This window comes from Paracoccus aeridis (genome assembly GCF_004923205.2).
Classification (GTDB): domain Bacteria; phylum Pseudomonadota; class Alphaproteobacteria; order Rhodobacterales; family Rhodobacteraceae; genus Paracoccus; species Paracoccus aeridis.
Genome location: NZ_SELD02000064.1, coordinates 1 through 16,872, shown reverse-complemented (window position 1 = coordinate 16,872; position 16,872 = coordinate 1). Strand labels below are relative to the sequence as shown.

At 62.3% G+C, this 16,872-nt stretch carries 20 protein-coding genes and 1 tRNA gene; 9 read left to right on the top strand and 12 right to left on the bottom strand.

Annotation, left to right across the window (positions count from 1 at the left end; genetic code table 11):
- The 7 genes from ELI80_RS14380 to ELI80_RS14350 all read right to left on the bottom strand — a co-directional run bounded on the left by ELI80_RS14380 (position 1) and on the right by ELI80_RS14350 (position 3,775).
- Positions 1-201, bottom strand: coding sequence for a DUF6511 domain-containing protein (locus ELI80_RS14380; RefSeq protein ID WP_234184572.1), 201 nt, complete (start codon positions 199-201; stop codon positions 1-3).
- A gap of 224 nt (positions 202-425) precedes the next feature.
- Entirely contained in the window at positions 426-659 is a 234-nt protein-coding gene (locus ELI80_RS14375) for a hypothetical protein (RefSeq protein WP_136653008.1), read from the bottom strand.
- Positions 656-1,381: a hypothetical protein gene (locus ELI80_RS14370; protein ID WP_136653007.1), complete on the bottom strand. Its 726-nt coding sequence runs from the start codon at positions 1,379-1,381 to the stop codon at positions 656-658. Before ELI80_RS14370 ends, ELI80_RS14375 begins: the two co-directional genes overlap by 4 nt.
- 4 nt (positions 1,382-1,385) lie before the next feature.
- Positions 1,386-2,240 (bottom strand): ATP-binding protein, encoded by an 855-nt coding sequence (locus ELI80_RS14365; RefSeq protein ID WP_136653006.1) that lies wholly within the window; start codon positions 2,238-2,240, stop codon positions 1,386-1,388.
- Positions 2,237-2,773, bottom strand: a complete 537-nt coding sequence (locus ELI80_RS14360) for a hypothetical protein (protein ID WP_236641517.1) — start codon at positions 2,771-2,773, stop codon at positions 2,237-2,239. The genes ELI80_RS14365 and ELI80_RS14360 overlap by 4 nt, the downstream gene beginning before the upstream one ends.
- Positions 2,770-3,159 carry a hypothetical protein gene (locus ELI80_RS14355; RefSeq protein WP_197717490.1) on the bottom strand — a complete coding sequence of 130 codons (390 nt, stop codon included), beginning with the start codon at positions 3,157-3,159 and terminating at the stop codon, positions 2,770-2,772. Before ELI80_RS14355 ends, ELI80_RS14360 begins: the two co-directional genes overlap by 4 nt.
- A 22-nt stretch (positions 3,160-3,181) precedes the next feature.
- Positions 3,182-3,775 (bottom strand): sigma factor, encoded by a 594-nt coding sequence (locus tag ELI80_RS14350; protein ID WP_136653005.1) that lies wholly within the window; start codon positions 3,773-3,775, stop codon positions 3,182-3,184.
- Positions 3,776-4,082: 307 nt separating this feature from the next.
- Between ELI80_RS14350 and ELI80_RS14345 the strand changes: the two genes are divergently transcribed.
- From ELI80_RS14345 to ELI80_RS14335, 3 genes are read left to right on the top strand one after another with little or no spacing between them, the layout of a single operon-like run.
- Positions 4,083-4,484, top strand: coding sequence for a hypothetical protein (locus tag ELI80_RS14345; protein ID WP_136653004.1), 402 nt, complete (start codon positions 4,083-4,085; stop codon positions 4,482-4,484).
- Between the two features lie 11 nt (positions 4,485-4,495).
- Positions 4,496-5,008, top strand: a complete 513-nt coding sequence (locus ELI80_RS14340; RefSeq protein WP_136653003.1) for an ImmA/IrrE family metallo-endopeptidase — start codon at positions 4,496-4,498, stop codon at positions 5,006-5,008.
- A gap of 10 nt (positions 5,009-5,018) precedes the next feature.
- Positions 5,019-6,095, top strand: coding sequence for a beta family protein (locus tag ELI80_RS14335; RefSeq protein WP_136653002.1), 1,077 nt, complete (start codon positions 5,019-5,021; stop codon positions 6,093-6,095).
- Positions 6,096-6,102: 7 nt separating this feature from the next.
- Here ELI80_RS14335 and ELI80_RS14330 read toward each other — a convergent pair whose 3' ends face one another.
- Positions 6,103-7,053, bottom strand: a complete 951-nt coding sequence (locus ELI80_RS14330; protein WP_136653001.1) for a winged helix-turn-helix domain-containing protein — start codon at positions 7,051-7,053, stop codon at positions 6,103-6,105.
- Positions 7,013-8,254 carry a hypothetical protein gene (locus ELI80_RS14325; RefSeq protein WP_136653000.1) on the bottom strand — a complete coding sequence of 414 codons (1,242 nt, stop codon included), beginning with the start codon at positions 8,252-8,254 and terminating at the stop codon, positions 7,013-7,015. The genes ELI80_RS14330 and ELI80_RS14325 overlap by 41 nt, the downstream gene beginning before the upstream one ends.
- A gap of 337 nt (positions 8,255-8,591) precedes the next feature.
- On the opposite strand from ELI80_RS14325, the gene ELI80_RS14315 reads away from it, so the two are divergent.
- The 5 genes from ELI80_RS14315 to ELI80_RS14295 all read left to right on the top strand — a co-directional run bounded on the left by ELI80_RS14315 (position 8,592) and on the right by ELI80_RS14295 (position 12,540).
- Positions 8,592-9,047 carry a DUF2924 domain-containing protein gene (locus tag ELI80_RS14315; protein ID WP_136652998.1) on the top strand — a complete coding sequence of 152 codons (456 nt, stop codon included), beginning with the start codon at positions 8,592-8,594 and terminating at the stop codon, positions 9,045-9,047.
- Positions 9,044-10,369 (top strand): recombinase family protein, encoded by a 1,326-nt coding sequence (locus ELI80_RS14310; RefSeq protein ID WP_136652997.1) that lies wholly within the window; start codon positions 9,044-9,046, stop codon positions 10,367-10,369. Before ELI80_RS14315 ends, ELI80_RS14310 begins: the two co-directional genes overlap by 4 nt.
- A gap of 77 nt (positions 10,370-10,446) precedes the next feature.
- Positions 10,447-10,803 carry a hypothetical protein gene (locus ELI80_RS14305; RefSeq protein WP_438943078.1) on the top strand — a complete coding sequence of 119 codons (357 nt, stop codon included), beginning with the start codon at positions 10,447-10,449 and terminating at the stop codon, positions 10,801-10,803.
- 67 nt (positions 10,804-10,870) lie between these two features.
- Complete coding sequence (locus ELI80_RS14300) at positions 10,871-12,115, top strand: DNA-methyltransferase (RefSeq protein WP_136652996.1); 1,245 nt, start codon at positions 10,871-10,873, stop codon at positions 12,113-12,115.
- A 47-nt stretch (positions 12,116-12,162) separates the two neighbouring features.
- Positions 12,163-12,540, top strand: a complete 378-nt coding sequence (locus tag ELI80_RS14295; RefSeq protein WP_114669034.1) for a GIY-YIG nuclease family protein — start codon at positions 12,163-12,165, stop codon at positions 12,538-12,540.
- Here ELI80_RS14295 and ELI80_RS14290 read toward each other — a convergent pair.
- From ELI80_RS14290 to ELI80_RS14280, 3 genes are all read right to left on the bottom strand, one after another.
- Positions 12,518-13,747, bottom strand: a complete 1,230-nt coding sequence (locus ELI80_RS14290) for a hypothetical protein (protein ID WP_136652995.1) — start codon at positions 13,745-13,747, stop codon at positions 12,518-12,520. The genes ELI80_RS14295 and ELI80_RS14290 overlap by 23 nt on opposite strands.
- Positions 13,747-15,504, bottom strand: coding sequence for an AAA family ATPase (locus ELI80_RS14285; protein WP_136652994.1), 1,758 nt, complete (start codon positions 15,502-15,504; stop codon positions 13,747-13,749). The genes ELI80_RS14290 and ELI80_RS14285 overlap by 1 nt, the downstream gene beginning before the upstream one ends.
- 352 nt (positions 15,505-15,856) lie before the next feature.
- Positions 15,857-15,946: transfer RNA gene (locus tag ELI80_RS14280), tRNA-Ser, on the bottom strand.
- A 429-nt stretch (positions 15,947-16,375) separates the two neighbouring features.
- Here ELI80_RS14280 and ELI80_RS14275 point away from each other — a divergent pair.
- Complete coding sequence (locus tag ELI80_RS14275) at positions 16,376-16,843, top strand: hypothetical protein (protein WP_136652993.1); 468 nt, start codon at positions 16,376-16,378, stop codon at positions 16,841-16,843.
- Positions 16,844-16,872 lie beyond the last annotated feature (29 nt).

Here is a 16,872-nt window from a genome sequence, read left to right as displayed (position 1 = left end):
TCAGAACGGCACATCGCCGTTGTCGGACTGGCGCTGCATCGAGGCCTGAAAGCCGTCGACGCAGGCCTCGATCACGCGGTCGATGTCCGCGGCCGGGCGGTCGAAGAAGGGCTCCATCAGGCCCATCTCCGTCAGCGCCTCGGCGAGCATCCGGCGGGCCTCCACGATGGCGCGCGTCTCCATGTCGGTCTTGTCGATCATGCCGTGGTTCCTTTTGGCGTTGGCCGAGCCCGCCATCAGGCAAGCCATCGAGCAGAAGCGGTAATGAGGGTGGCGGTCCCAGCGCAGGCCGTGGCAGTAGCCGAAGCCCCGGGCCTCGCGGCCGCAGTGAGCGCAGGGCACGCGCCGGGCGAGATCGGCGCGCGAAGGATGGCTCCGCCCGTTCGCGGCTGAAACGCTCCCCCGCCGCCTTTCCGAGACGCCGCTCACCCCATGAGCAGCAGGTCCAGCGTGTCGCGCTCCTCCTTGTCCGGGGCCGCGGTCCGGCGCTCGGAGGACCGCACGATGAACCGGCTGATGGCGTTCGAAGCCATGCATTCCAGATCGCGCCGGGTCAGGCTGGCGATGGGACGGTCGAGACGCCCGCGCGCCTCGAGCCAGCGTCCCATCGCCAGTGCCGCCTCCGTGGTGACATGCGCCTGCCATTCGTCCGGGCTCACGGGTTCAGCCAGGCCGGGCCGTTGCCGGGTTTGGCGGTGGGCGGCGTCTGGTTGGCGGGTTGGGCGGGAGCCGACGGCGCACCCCAGGCAGGCGCCACGGGTGTGGAGGCCGCCTGCGGCTGGCCCCATGCCGGGGTCGCGGGCTGCGCAGCTGCTGCGGCGGGTCGGGGCTTGTTCGACGGCTGCGCGGGCACGGGCTCGCCCGCCATCACCTTCTGCCACTCGGGCGCCGTGGGCAGCACGACATGGTCGAGCTTGTTGGCGTCCTTGTAGGCAGGGTTGCGGCTCGGCTCGATCTGGATCTTGGCCACGAAGCTGATGCCGTCGAGATCGGCGAGCCCGCGCAGCACCCGCTTGGCCTTAGCGGCGTCGCTCATGTCCTCGGGGTTCAGACCCAGCGCGCTGTCGATCATCGCGCGGAAGGTCGATTTCGAGATCTTCCAGCCAATCGACTGGCCCTGCTCGTCGAGCTTCCCGCCCTGCACCGTGAAGTTCTGCCAGAACTTGCGCCGGGCATGCGGGCCCTCGGCGACTGTGAACTCGGCGTCGAGCATCAGCACGTCGCTGCCGGGCTGGTTCGAGGGCTTGAGCAGCCCGCGATCCGCGTCGCTCGATCCGTCGGTACCGCCCTTGCGCAGCGTCATCACCAGCTTGGCGAAGGTGCCGTCGGGGATCAGGTCGCCGGACTGCTGCGGCTCCACGTCGTTCATGTCGAAGGTCATGTCGTTATCCTTTCCGGGGTTGATTGATCTTGGTGAGGAGCGCGCCGAGATCGGGCGGCTCGGTCAGGTCGAGCCTGCCGCTGCGGTCCTTGGCCGGCAGGCCGAACGGATTGCCGGATTGACAGACGAGGCGGCGCGCGTTGCCCTTGTCGGGATCGTGTCGCCAGGTCGGAAGCGCATCGGGGCCCGCGCCGGGATCCTGCGTGAACAGGCTCATCGTGAGCACCTGATCGACGATGCCGGGGAGCTCGCGGGCGACCTTTCCGCCGTCCATCTGCGGCTGCCAGGTCACCCGGTTCATGTCGTCGACGACCTTCTCGAGGATGCCGACGAAGATCACGGTGCGGCCGGGCGCATGCTGGAGGTGCTTCAAGAGCCCGATGACCTCGCGCGCCAAGAGCCCGTAAGCGCCGCGCGTGTCCGGTTTGCCGGTGCGTTCCGACAGCGCCTCGGGCCGGGTCTTGGCCCATGCCATGGCCTGGCGCGTCAGGTCGGTGATGCTGTCGACAAAGATGATGCGCTTGGTATCGATCTTCTCGGCCAGCTTGGGATGCTGCGCACGCAGATGCGCGTGGTGCGCCTCCGAGAAATGCTCCTCGGGCTGGGCGGCCGGGTTCGCGCCGCCGATCAGGCAGGCGATGTCGACCGCGTCGGCAAAGCGGCGGATCGGAATGCTGTCGCCCGGCCAGTCCTGGACGGACTTGAGGCCCGCCTCCAGATCGATGCAGAGCGTCTCGGCGGGCGGCAGGGTCTTCAACAGCGTGGTCTTGCCCGCGCCGCTCGGCCCGAACAGCGCCATGGTGGTCTTGCCCTGCGCCTCGCGCAGCCGGTCGTCGGCGGATATGATGCGCAGGCTCATTGATCGCCCCCCTGCGGGACGATCTCGATCTTCAGCGTGCCGGGCCGGACGGTGCGCGCGGGCTCGAAACCGGCACGGATGGCATCGGGCCAGGCGGCGTATTTGCGCTCGGGCACCTTGAACGCGATGTCGACATACTGCGCGGGATCGTCCCCGGCGGCGCGGATGCGCTCGACCATGGCGGCGAGGCGATCCTGATCCCAGTCGACCCGTTTCGGCAGATCGGCGACGACGGTGAAATCGCCGTCGTCGAAGCGGATCGTGCCCGTGTCCTTGCCCGCCGCCTGCCGTTCGTCGGCGGCGCGGGTGGCGTAGCGGACCGTCAGCGCGCCATCGAGGCGGGCCTTCGCGGCCTTGTCACGCTTGATGCGCTCATCGACATCGCGCTGCAGGATGGCCAGCAATTCGACAGGCAGCTGGGCGATGTCCTGCAAGCCGAGGCCCGGCAGGTCGTCGACGGTGGGGGTGTTCGCGGGGAACGGCATGTAAGGGTCTCCATGATCGGCAAAGAGGGATTGGAAGGCGGTGGTCACGCGGCAGCCCGACCACTCGAACCGGTGGCGTGGTCGGGCTGCCCCTGCTCGGCGAGCAGGAGCGCGGACAGCGACACGGCTGCGGCCTTCGGCTTGGGGCGGGCGACGGCGATGTAGGCGAACTGGTCGGGGCCCAAGCGCTCTTGAACCAGGTGCACGAGGCCCTGTTCGGCGGCCCAGAACGCACGGGCGCCTAGCCAGGTCAGCCTTGTGCGTTCTTCGGTCGTGAAGCGGGACAATCCCTGACAACGATCGAGCGTCAGAAAGCCGCGATGGTATTCCAGCCGGTCACCCGGCACGGCCTGCGCCACCCAGGCGCAGAACTCGATCTCGGTGAGCGGTCGGCGGGCGCGGACCGTGATGAAGGGGGTGGTGCCCATGAACATGATCTCCTCCTTTCGCCTCTACTCAGGCCGCAGCGAGATCGTCCCAGGCGGGACCGAGACCGTGGGCGGTGAGGATGTGGCGGAGATCGGCGAGGCGGCGGTAGAGCGCGGACCGGCTGCCGAAACCCTCGGCCGCCAGCGCGCTGACGGGGCGATGCGCCAGCGCCGCGCAGAACCGGCGATCCTCGGCCGGAAGCCGCGCGAGGGCTGCCTGCAGGGCGTGGTGAAGTTCGGTGACGGCCGCGGCGCAGCAGGTCTGGCCGTGCCAGGCGGCAAGCCCGTCGTCCTCGGTCAGCGTGTCGCCGACCGGCTCGCGGGTACCGGCCAGCGGAACCTCGAGCGAGAGCAGCGACCCACCCTGCGCACGGCGCTGGCGGTGATGGCGCATCGCGATCCGCGAGGACTGGTTACGCAGAACGATGTTGGCGAAGGCGCCGATGCTGCCGCGTGAGGGGTCGTAGGCGGGCAAGCGGCGCAGCAGATCGACCAGGAGGTCCTGACCCAGATCCTCGCGCTCGCAGACCGGCAGGGTGAGCTTGCGCCGAAGCCGTTGCGCCGCCGCATCGGCCTCGTGGATGATGGTTTCAATGTCGTCGGGGGAAAGTTCGATCTGCATCGCTGTGCGCCTCGGTCATCGTTTCTGATGAGCCCAAGGTGCCGGATGCGGTCGGCGCGCAGGTGGGAACGGGGTGGGAATAAGGTGGGGGTTTGGTGGCTGCTGCCGTTCTTACGGGTGGCTAAGGCTTTGCCAGTTCGAGCCCCAGCCAGCTTTGTGCGGTCGGTTCAAAATCTTCGGCGCGCCCTTCTACGCTGGCCAAATCAGCAAGAAACTGTCAGCATTACGAGGATTCCGCTTGACGGGAACAAAAAAAGAACATCATTGAGGTTAGGGGTAACATGCCTGAACAGGTACTGGCTGAGCAATGAAGGCGGTCGGCTACATAGCCTGTATCGTGGGCGGTGTGGTTCTAGGCTACCTGCTTCTTTCGCTCGGTGTGGTAGACGCGATCGACGGTGTTCCTGGCACGCTACAAGAACCTGCAATCGCCATGCCCACGTATCTGGGGTTCATGTCCGCGATGATGACAGCGGTCACGGCTGTCCTGGCAGCGGTGGCGATCGGCATCGGCATAGTTGCAGCGTATACGTTCCGCGAGATCAAGGACGAGGCGCTAAAGGCCGCTAGCAAGAAAGTGAATGAGCTCGTCAGTGAGAAACTGTCCGACGAAGCGATCAAGGCCCGAATCGATGAAATCGCCTTCGCACAGGGACCAAAAGGCGAGCTGGACGAGGACTTTGATCCGGACGACACAGGCGAACGCTAGGAGGAAGAAACATGACGTCACGCGAGTACAAGAGAATACAGGATCCTACAAAGGAAATTCTGAACAGGTACCTTTCGGAATACCCTGTGAGGTTGGGGCACCTTGCAAAGGAACTCGGAGTTTCGATCAAGGTCTCCAGTATGAGTACCGGTGTTTCTGGGCAGATCACGCGGGAAGATGGCCACTACCTTATTCGCGTTAACCGACATGAGGCGCGTGAGCGCCAGAGGTTTACGATTGCGCACGAACTTGCCCACTTTTTGCTGCACAAATCGGTGATTGATAGCTCGCCTGACGGGATCAAGGACAACGTTCTTTACCGCTCAGGGGAACCAGAGCGCATCGAGTATGAGGCAAACAGGCTGGCAGCGGATATCGTCATGCCAATGGCCCTTGTCCAAAAGGTCCTGCAAGAAGAGTTTGATGGTGTCGTCACGGAAGCGACGATAGAAAGTCTTGCAGCACGGTTCCAAGTATCAAAAGCCGCGATGGAAATCAGATTGTCCACGTTCGCAGAAGTGTGAGTGATTAAGAATGGTCCTTGAGAACAAGAGCTACGTTCCAACATTGGCCATTCGCGCTAGTGAAATGAATGGGCTTGAGTTCTTGCCAGGCGCAACGAAAGACAGGATGACACCTTGTATTTTGCTTGCGCCTTGGGCCAATTCAAGCTCGTTAGACAGAGCGATCGACCGCGTTGAACGGGCCTTTCCAAATCGGAATTACTTCCTAGACATAGACAGAGACTACCAATTCACCAACTTGGAAAGTGCTCCTCAGCAGGAGCTCGCCCGGTTGATGGAGCCTGATCGCGCTTACTCGAACTGGATTGAGTTCGTGGAACGTCACCAATGGGTTTGGCCCTGCATTCAATCCAGGGGGCAGAGTGAGGCAGAGCTTCGCGAGCAGATTGGAGCAATACAGGCACTAGGGCGTCGCTATTGTATGAGAATTGTTCGAGACCGGTTTCCGAGCAACATCGAAGAGATCGTGGCAGCTTTTGCAGCCGGAGGCGCGGCTGACTTTGCAATTATTTTGGAAGGTGGATGGACAAGGGATCCACTGAGCCTTGCCGTATGGTTCGACGGCGTTATCGCCGAGAGTCTACAAGAAATTGACGCCACAGTACCGGTGGTTCTTTCTTGCACGTCGATGCCGAAGATGTTTTCGACGTTCAGCGGTGTGACTCCAGTTCCATTCAGCAACCGCCAACTTGTCGACCAAATCTTGCGGCGGTCGAACCGAGCGAGAGTTATTTATGGTGATTGGGGGAGTACGCGCCCCCGTGAAGACGGCGGTTTCGCAAACCGGCCGCTTGACCGTATTGACTATCCCAAAGATGGGGCTTGGTACATCGTCCGAAACAAGGATGATGAATGGGATTTTGAAGCCGCAGCAGAAGAGTTGATTGAAAATAGTGGTGTGTGGGATGGAAACTTAGGCATATGGGGCGAAGAAATGATTTTTCAGACTGCCATAAACGAAGAAATTGGCATTGACACCCCACAGAAGAACGTTGCCGCGCGAGTGAATATTCATTTGCATCGCCAAGCATTTTACGGACAACCAGGTCTTGAAGCCATGGACTTCGATGAGCCGTGGGAAGATTGACGACGGCTCAGGCTTCGACCGCGATTTCGAATGCCGGGATGCCTAGCCGGTAGCCCCGGTTGCGCACTGTCACGACCAGAGCCTTGCTCTCGGCATCGGTGAACCCGGCAGCCTTGAACGCGTCGCGCAGCTCGCGGATCAGATCCTTGGCCTCGCGCGCCGTCGTGCCTTCGACATGGGATCCGGAGGCGACCTGATCGCGCGACAGCGCCTTCTCGAGCAAGCGCTCGAACACGGGGAAAATCTGACGCGACAGAATGACCGAGCGACCGTCCCATTGAACCTCGGCCGCCGTTCTCCGAACGCGAAGCACGGACGACAGCGGGATCGGCGCCAGAGCCGCGACGTCGATTGCGGCGCCGAGACCATCCGAGACAGGCATCAGCACCGCGAGGGTTTCGATCAGATGAACGCCCGCATCGTGATGTCGCCGCGCCGCCTCCGCTGGCAATTCCGGTGCGAGGATCGTGATGTCCGAGCCCTGCGCGGCCTGGCGCAACGTTGCGATGATGCCGTCGCAGGTCAGGGCTGCGGGCTCCAGCGCAAGAAACACCGCCCGACCAGATGACGTGTCGCCGAGCCGCCAGACCTTACCCGCCGCCAGCTTCGGGGCCGCTTGGAACCCCGCCGCCAAGCCGATCACAGATGCCAGCGCCTCACTGCCAATTCGGAATACGCGCAAGTCGTCTTCGGTGAACTCGATGTCCTGTCGTCGGTCGAGCGGGCACTCAGCACGATATCCATCGCCCGCTTTCCGGATCGGCCGGCAGGGGAGCCCGCACTCGCAGGCATCGCAGACGTCCCAATCGGCAAGCGGCGCTTGTTCGACGAGGACACGTTTCGCCAACAGCCGGTCGAAGACCGGACCGAAGAACGGCGCGGCAAGCTCGCCGGGCAGGATCGCGTCGTCGCCAGCCTCACTCAGCCGCGTCAACAACCTCAAAATCGTCTTGGTCATTCATCAGCCCGTTCCGTTCGATCAGCTTCATCACCCGCGCCTCATGCTGGGTGCGGCGGAACTGCACGACGCCCGGGGGGCGCAGCTTGACCGTGACCTGTGGCTGGCGCTTGCCGTCGCCCTTGAACAGGATTCGGAACACGAGCTCGCCCAGCCGCCAGGCACCAGCGAACGAGACCGGCGTGCTGCCGAAATGCTGGAGCGCGTCACCGCCGAGATCCCGCGACCGCAGCGTGCGCACCACGCGGGGATACCCCTTCTTGCCGGGCGCCATCAGGTCCGCCGCCGCCTCGATGATCAGCACCTTGTCGATCAGCGGATCGTAGGCGGCATCGAAGGCGAAGCCCGATCCGGCCAGTTCAACCGGGCGCAGGGTATAGAGATCCTGCGCATCGTCGCCGTCGAAGAAGCCGGGCCTGTGGAGGATGATCGAGGCGAAGAGTTCCGCGATCTCGGGCTGATGCGCCTTCCGGATGCGGGCCATTCGCAGCATGCCGGTGTTCTCGGAGTATCGCAGCACGGCGTGGGAAATCTGGCGAACGCTGATGACCCGCTCGACCTGGCCCTCGACGACCGGCATGGTCGAGACCATGGAGCCGTGGCTGACCACGAGGTTGATCTCGTCATCGTCGTCGTAGTCGCCGACCCGACAGTAGTCCCCAAGAAAGGCGTCACGAAAGAGCGCGGCAACGGCCGCCCGGAACGCCTCGACCTTCTCCGCCGTCAGATCGATCGCGACGCCACGTTCCCGCCCGGCATATTCATGCAGTCGATCGGCGGTGAGCATCGCCATGTGGTCGGCGGCCGCGTCAAACAGGTCTGGATGCTCCAGAAAAACCCGGACAGCGATGTGCTTGGGATCATGCGCCTTGTTCGGCGCGTCCTTGTCGCCGGTCTTCATGTCGGGGAACAGATCGACGCCCTGACGCGCGGCCTGCGCCTGGATGATTTCGAGGCCGCGGGCATCGCCCAGTTCCGCGATGCGGTGCAGATCGCCGCGCAGCCCCTCGGGATAACTGTCCTCGGCGCCGGTCAGCAGTTTCTCCAGCGCCTCGCGGGCGGCATCCTCCTCCTGGTCCAGCAGGTCGACGGAAAAGCCTTTGTACTTGCCCTCGTGCCGCGCCAGCAGCGGCTTCATCAGGCCGAGATCGATGGTCTTGATGAACCGGGGGTTCACGAATTTCTTCAAATTGCCGGCCACGACGAATCCCCTTTCCTGCAAAACCAGTGTTCTTGATACGTTCTTTCGCGTGATTCATCAACCTGCGCGGGATCGGCTGGGACGGTTTCCGACATCGACGAGTAGAGGCCAGAGGAGACGACTGCTCCGAGGCCCGCATGAAACGCCCCAATCCGCTCCCGCCCGACCAGATGACGCCCGCCGAGCGCCGCAGTGAGTTGTGCGGCCTGCTGGCGCTCGGGCTGGTTCGGTTGCGGATGCGGGATGGGGGCGAAGTATCTGACGATACTGGAGAACGTTGCCTACACTATCCGCCCGACCAATGCCGTCATGCAACTCCAACTCACCGGAGAAATGCATGAACAAGCCCGATCCCATCCCCGCGCGCCTGGCCGCGCTGAAGACCACACCGACGCCCGACCTGAAGAAGCAGTGGCGCGACCTGTTCGACAGCGAGCCGCCGCCGTTCAACCGCCGCTACCTGGAGAGCCGGTTGGCCTACCGCATCCAGAAACTTGCTTATGGCGGGCTGAAGCCGGAGACGATCCGGCGCCTGGAGCGGCTGGGCGAGGAACTTGACGGCGGCAACAGGACGAAGCGCGGCATCCGCGCAGACCGCGACCGCCCCATCACCGGCACGCGGCTGCTCCGCGAGTGGCAGGGCGTCGAGCAGATCGTCACCGTCACCGCCGACGGCTTTGAATGGCAGGGGCGGCCGTACAAGTCGCTCTCCGCCATCGCCCGCGCCATCACCGGCACGCGCTGGAACGGGTGGACCTTCTTCGGGCTGAAGAACCACAGGGGGCGGACATGACGAAGCCGCCCGAGAAATCCAAGATCGTCCGCAAGCTGCGCTGTGCGGTCTACACCCGGAAATCCTCCGAGGAGGGGCTGGAGCAGGAGTTCAACAGCCTCCACGCTCAACGCGAGGCCTGCGAGGCGTACATCGCCAGCCAGCGGTCCGAGGGTTGGGTGCTGGTCCGCGATCAATATGACGACGGTGGCATCTCGGGGGGAACGCTCGAACGCCCCGGCCTGAGACGGCTGCTGGAGGATATCGAGGACGGGCTGGTCGACGTGGTGGTGGTCTACAAGATCGACCGCCTCAGCCGCTCGCTGGCGGATTTCGCCAAGCTGGTGGAGGTTTTCGACCGGAACGGCGTGACCTTCGTCTCGGTTACGCAGTCGTTCAACACCACCACGTCAATGGGACGGCTGACGCTGAACATCCTGCTCAGCTTCGCCCAGTTCGAGCGCGAGGTGACGGCCGAGCGGATCCGCGACAAGGTCGCCGCCAGCCGGAAGAAGGGAATGTGGATGGGCGGTGTGCCGCCCTTCGGCTATCGCGTGGAAAATCGGAAGCTGCTCGTCGACGAGGACACCGCCGAGCATGTCCGCCGGATCTTCGCCCGCTTCCTCGAGATCGGGTCCTGCACGGAACTGGCGCGAGAGGTCGGCGCACGCGGCATCCGGACGCCGCGCGGCAACCGGATCGACAAGAAATACATCTATCGAATGCTCAGCAACCGCGCCTACATCGGCGAGGCGGTTCACAAGGGCGACAGCTACCCCGGCGAGCACGACGCCATCATCGACCGCGAGACGTGGGACCGCGTCCACGCCATCCTGCAGGAGAGCCCGCGCAAGCGCGCCGCGCGCACCCGCGCCGACACGCACGCGCTGCTGAAGGGGCTGCTGTTCGGTCCCGATGGCGCCGCGTTCTCACCGACGCATACGCGCAAGGGCGACAGGCTCTACCGTTATTATGCCAGCCAGACGGTGCTGAAGCATGGCGCTGGGTCGTGCCCGGTCGGCCGCGTGCCCGCGGGTGAGATCGAAGCCGCCGTCATCGACCAGCTTCGCGCCGTGTTCCGCCAGCCTGAGATCGTGGCGGGCACGTGGAAGGCCGCCCTCATCCACGCCGACGGCATCACCGAGGCCGACGCGCGAGCCGCGCTGCGGGAGCTTGACCCGCTGTGGGAGGAACTCTTCCCCGCCGAGCAGGCGCGCATCGTGGCGATGATGGTCGAACGCGTGGACATTGCCATCGACGGGCTCAACGTCCGGCTGCGCGTTGATGGCCTCAGCGGACTCGCGCGCGAAATGCTGGCTGGCAGTATCGGAGAGGTTGCATGAGCCGTGGGTCGCCGATCCTCGAGACTGTGACGCTCCACGTCCCGTTCCGCGTCGTGAAGCGCGGTGGGCGGAAGGAGATGCAACTGCCAAAGGGGGCCGTGCAACCGCAGCGGATGGACAACACGCTGGTCAAGGCGCTAGCCCGCGCCTTCCGCTGGAAGCGGATGCTCGAGTCGGGAGAGTTCGCCACCATCGCCGAACTAGCCGAGCGCGAGGGAATCGCGCCCTCTTACATGACCCGGGTCCTGCGCCTGACCCTGTTCGCGCCAGACATCGTCGAGGCGATCCTTGATGGCAGGCAGGGAACGGAGGTGACGCTGGCGCGGCTGATGGAAACTCCCCCGGTCGATTGGGCTGAGCAGAGGGTCGCGCTCCAGTGCACCACCGCCACAGACCAGATTCACCCGGGGACGGGTTTTTGTGCCACGCTTTAGCCTCTTGGTTGTTGTGTTACGGAAAACCCAGAGCTATGTTGTTCGCGTGACACGAGGGAAAGTACTAATGGCGCGACCAAGAGCAGAGAATCCTAGAACAAAGTTCACCAACATCCGGCTGACGGAGGAGGAACGCGCGGCATTCGAAGAGGCTGCGGCAACGAGGGGATACAAGAACGTCAGTGAGTACATTCGCTTCCTGCATTCGGAGCATCTGGGCAAGGAAAGCAGTCGAACAAGTGCAATCGAGACGAACGCCCGCGCATACCCCAAATCCCTCGTGAAGCCCTTCCTCACCACGGACAACGGAGAGATTCTGTGGGGCGACAGTCGGGGGTACCTTTTCGGCAAGGCGAAGCCGAATAGCGTAGACCTGATCATGACCAGTCCGCCTTTCGGCCTCGTTCGCAAAAAGAGTTACGGAAACGAAGATGCCGATCAGTATTGTGATTGGTTTCGGCCATTTGCTGAAGGCTTTCATCGTGTCCTAAAGGACAGCGGAAGTCTGGTCATCGATATCGGTGGAGCTTGGAAGCCCGGCCATCCGACGCGCAGCCTCTATCACTTCAAGCTCTTGGTGATGCTGGTCGAGGAATACGGCTTTCACTTGTGCCAGGAGCACTACTGGTGGAATCCGTCGAAGCTACCGACCCCCGCTGAATGGGTGAACGTGCGTCGCGTCCGCGTCAAGGATGCCGTGAACACCGTCTGGTGGCTTGCAAAGACTCCTTACCCAAAAGCGAACAACAAGCGCATTCTGCAGCCATACTCCAAGTCAATGGAGCACTTGCTGAAGAACGGATATACCGCGAAGTTGCGCCCTTCGGGACATGATATTTCCGACAAGTTCAGCAAGGACAATGGCGGATCAGTCCCACCCAACTTGCTCGCCATCGCGAACACGGAATCCAATGGACGCTACCAAGATCAGTGCCGCGCAGAGAACATTGCCATCCATCCCGCTCGCTTCCCTACGCAGTTGCCGGAGTACTTCATCCGCTTCCTGACCGATCCCGGCGATTTGGTGGTCGATCCATTCGGCGGCTCCTGCGTGACCGGTGTCGTTGCGGAGAATCTGCGCAGACGCTGGGTCTGTTGTGAGCTTTCTGAGGAATATTTGCTCGGGGCAAAGGCTCGCTTCGTGCCGACCGTCCAGCCTCTGCCCAAGGAGCGCGGCGTACCATACGAGATCGCCTCGCCCTGCGCACGGCCGGTCGATGAGGAAGCGGTGCCACTCTTTGAGGATGGAGGTGCGCAACGCCCCGCTTCGATGCGCAAGAAGGCAACCGAGCCGAAAGTCGCCGCCGAGTGAACTTTCACGGGATACTCGACGATAATGGCTTTGGACCACCTGTTCCCATGGGCACGACCGACTGGTCGGTCGTGCCCGACACGCCCGGCGTGTATGTCATCTTTGCCGAAGACGAAGTGATCTACGTTGGCATGGCCGGGCGCGACGGAAAAGGATCGCTCAGGCGACGGCTCCGTGACCACGCAAGCGGGCAGGTCGTCAATATGTTTGCCCAGTATCTCCTGTTTGATCGGATCCTTGATCCCGCTGATCTGCCACGTTCCCCCCAAGAGGCCGGGCGGCGTTGCCGTGCGCACATCCGGCAGTTCTGCGAGGTTCGGGTGCTCCCCGCTGCAGATGCCGCCGCCGCTCGCGCCGTTGAGATAAAATTGCGCGGCGAACTTGCTCCAACCCTCAATGGGCTTAAGCAAAAAGGCGCTCCCTGACCCAAGAATTGAGCCGCCCATCCAGTATTCCTCCGAAGTCCACCGCACGGGGCGCGTCTGCTGTGTCATCGATGAGTGAGGGGACCTCACGGCTTAGAGCAATCAGTGACCGGCGGATCAGCGAGGGCAATTCGGCTTCGCCACAATATCCCCGCCCATACCGAACGATCTGACCCGCGGCTTCACGGAAACGCGCATTTGCCGTATCGCCCGCCAGATACTTGACCTCGACGATGGCCGCCACGCTTCCAGCTTCGTCGTCGACAATTACCAGGTCCGGACGATCCGCTGCTGCAGCCATCCCGTATGCAGCGAGAACGGCTTCAAGCCGCAGATCAGATGGCTCCAGCGCAGGTGGCACATACAGACCGCCACCTGACTGCCAGAAAACCGAGTACCGCCCGCAGCGCAAGACTGGCTGTCCTGGCCGAGCATCAAGTACAGACAGACGCAGCGGAAGGCCGAGTTCCGCAGACAGCGCTTCCCCGAGTCCCGCCGCAACGGCCAATTCGAAACGACGCCACTCCTCAAGTGGCCCGATGAGCGTGCTTCGAAGGACACGTGAAAGCGCGGCTTCGTCGCCAGCTTCGACCCCCGTCAACGTCGTGTAGGCCGCAATCGCATAGCGATAGATCAGTCGTCGCGACCGCGCTGCATCCCTTACGGCGTTTGGCCCCGGCCTTCGTCCAGCCGTCACGTGCTTCAGCGGTTCTCGCAAAGCGTCGAGCCGCTTCACCGCTGAAATTTCCGCCATCGCCGCCTCAATCAGGCTAGCGTAGGCCGAATTCTTGGGCTGCATCGCAAACAGCCGCTCGGCATGAGTCGCGGCCATGTGCACAACCCAAGCGACGACTTGGTTTGGCCCCGTGTTGAACGATCTCACAGGCTCTTCCGAAACAATCAGAGACGGGTGCCCGGACACCCTTCGTGCAATAACCGAAGCCCGGGCATCGATCCTTCCGCGCGCGACTGCGTCATCTGTTCGTCTCTGGAATTGCAGCAGCGCCTGCGCTTCGTGCCGATGGGCAAGGAGATATTGAACGAACTCCCGAACCGGCGCTGAGATCGCCCAGTGCGCGCGAAGGAGTTCGAGATCGCGGGCAAGGTCAAGCGACGGCCGGTCAGCACCGAGAAGCGTCCCAGACCGGAAATGCCGGAGAAAGATTCCTGCTGCAAAGTCGGAAATCGCTCGGTCGATCCCCTCCATCAGACCGCAACCGACTCCATCCGCCGCTTGATCCGATCACTGGAGTCCGCATCAAGGCCGAAGGCGTCTACAGCCGCTTGCGCAAGGAAGTCGGCATCCTGGACCACAATCCCGTCGAGCATCGGCAGCAACACCATGTCCACCGCATCGAGCAAAGCCTCTCGCATCGAGGGCGTAGGGACAGCGAAGAAGTCTGCGCCATCATCCATCGCCTGGACCGCCTTGATTGCATCAATGATCGGGGCGGGTCCAAGGACACGAACCTTGTTGATGGCCGCCCAGAAAGCGCCAAGCGGACAAGGTGCGCCCGCAGCAGGCCCAGCCCAAGTTGGATCAGACTTTCTGATAAAAGACTCAATGAAACCAGCCGTGTCGCGCGGCACGTCGACATAGACCCAGCCAAATCGGCGGCTGAGGGCATAGGACATTTGATACAGAGCGGCCTTGTCGATGGAATTGATGGTAGCAATCAGCCGCCAGTGCGGGCCTGGCGCGAACTCGTATGTCTCTGCCGAGGGCTTGCTTTCTGGCAAGATCACATATTGCGGGCTATCCTTATCCTCGATGTTCAGCCGGTAGGGCAAAGTGGTCTGCTGGCCACTCAAGACAGTAAAGAGCGGACCGATCACCTTATCGATGTCGCAGCGATTAAGTTCGTCGATGATCAGCGGACGATCAAAGCGACGAAGCAATACGCCAGGAATGAAGGCAACGGCGCCAGCGCCTACTGGTTGGTACCCCCCGATGATGTCTTGCGAACTCCAGTCTGACGAACCTGTCACGAGGGTCCACTTCCCGCCAGTGAGGGTTGCTGCAATCCAGCGCGCGAGAGTTGTCTTCCCGGTTCCAGGTGGACCATACAGCATGATGTGCTGCTTGCCCGATTTCAGCGCCGCATTGATTTGGCGATATACAGCGGGATCGATCCCAAGAAGGTCCGTGTTCTCCGGGATCTCGAGCGACGCGGGTGGGATAATTTCGTCGTCATCGCCATTTTCGTCGCCCGCAACTGCAGCGACTGCAACATTCTTCGGCGTCACAGGCCCGGCGGCCGCCCAAGCGTCCGCGACCATTTTCTTGAGTCTATCAAGTTCGGCTTGCGCTGTGAGATCGTAGACCGGAATTGGAGAAGCTGGCTTTCCTACCGGCGCGCACTTGATGTCCGCTGCGAGTGCGTCGATCACATCTCCATAAGTGATCGTGCGCTCCATACCGTTTTCTATGATCTTCAACTCAGTGTTGCGGGGCATCAGACCGAGCAGTCCGCAGCCGATGTACTCCAGAGAGGTCCCCTTGAAGCGCATCGTTCCCGTCGCGGGATCGAAATTGAACGGTTCGGCAGATGACCCTTGTGGGGTTGCGCCGTGAAAAACGAATAGCGCGTGAACCTCAAAGTCTTTGTCTTGGACAAAGTCACCCGGCCCCTGCTGAATCAGCGGCACAAGACGGAATACTACGCCCGCCTTGTCCTCCTGCGCCGTGTTGATCGCACCAAGGTTGAAGGGACCGCCAGCGGGGTTTTCAGCGCGAAGCCCGACGGGTTCTGGAACTATACGATAGATCCAGCGCGGGGGCTTGTTCGCGGAATAGTTCGGCTCTTTCCAATACCCAGCAGCGAGATCAAATTCATGGCGTTCGCCAAGCCCATCTCCGGTCTTGAAACCACACCTGGAGAATTGTAGCCCTTTGTCCTTAAGGAAGGTCTTCAACCAAGTGAAGAACTGGCCCTCGAAATTCTGATTATCCTGTGCTGCCATACGGTTGGCCCGTTCCGTCCAGTTGCCTGCTAGATCGGGAGAAGCCTATAGTTGAGTTGCGGCCGCGTCTATCGGCTTCGGGCAGTCACATGTTCGATTTGTGTTCCATCCGGTAGATGCCCCTGAAATCGAAGTGTTCAGCCGGGCATGAAAAAAAAATCCGCATTTTCAGGGCCTTGGAAAACTTCACCAAATCCGCGCAGGCAACAGGTCCAGAGAATATCGAGCCTGAGAGACCGCTTCCGGGCCTCCTGGCACCGAGGCCAGTGCTCAGCCCCACCCGCATAACCCTCGAAAACAACGGAAAAATCCGGCCGCAGCCGGATCGGGAGAACGCTTTCGCTGGGGCAAGTGGCGGAGCGGAAGGGATTCGAACCCTCGAGACGGTTTCCCGCCTGCACCCTTAGCAGGGGTGTGCCTTCGACCACTCGGCCACCGCTCCGCCGGGGGGGATAGCAGCAGACTGCGAAGGAAAACAAGGGCAATCGGCCGGTTGGTTCTAGAATTCGACGGCAAGCCAACAGGTGCGCCCAGTGCGCAGGACGACGCAGGAAGGCACAGCAGTGCGGGGCAATGAGCCGGCGAGGCGGCTCGTGCCGGGACTGCTTCTCGACGGGCTTCCGCGCGCGCCTTCGGCCGGACACGACCCGCTCGAACATCCACAGGTCGCACGCGCTTGATCTTCGCGATCCGCTCTGAGCGGGGAGACCGCCAACCGGGACGAAAATGTCGCAGGGGGCGATTAGAGGCCAAGCAACCCTTTCACGATCCCGTTCTGGGAGATATGTCGCGAGGACACAGTTCCCGAGTGCCACGTTTTTACTGCTCATGAAGCCGTTCGAACACAAAAGCATTCTGCCTGGGGACTGGATTGAAAAACTACGGCCTGAAGATTTCTGCCCTCAACCTGCGCCGGCTAGGTGGAGCGCGCCGAGACGGTAAGGGGTCCTATGTCGGGGTGGCGCGCCTTGGCCATATTGACCGGGTCAAGGACGGGGTCATCTTCGGGTGGATCAAGGACGAGGACAGTGACGTTCCCCTGACCGTGGATATCCTGCTGCGCGGCGCCCCTGTGGGCACAGCACTGATAGCGGACCGCCATCGCCAGGATGTTCAGAGCGCCGGTTTTGGAACCGGGCATCATGGCTTTGAATTCGCTATCCCCGACGAGCATCTGAAGGACATGGTCGGTGCGCTGATCGAAGTGCGGCGCTCGTCGTCTGGCGAGATATTATTGCGCCACGTCGTGACATCCCCCCAACGCCGGGCAGTGCAATCCTCGCAATCCGTCTCCGGCGACCTTGACAAGCCGGAGGGCACGCCATGGTCTGCCCCCTGAAAAGTGGTCCTCCCTGAAGTAGGCTTTTG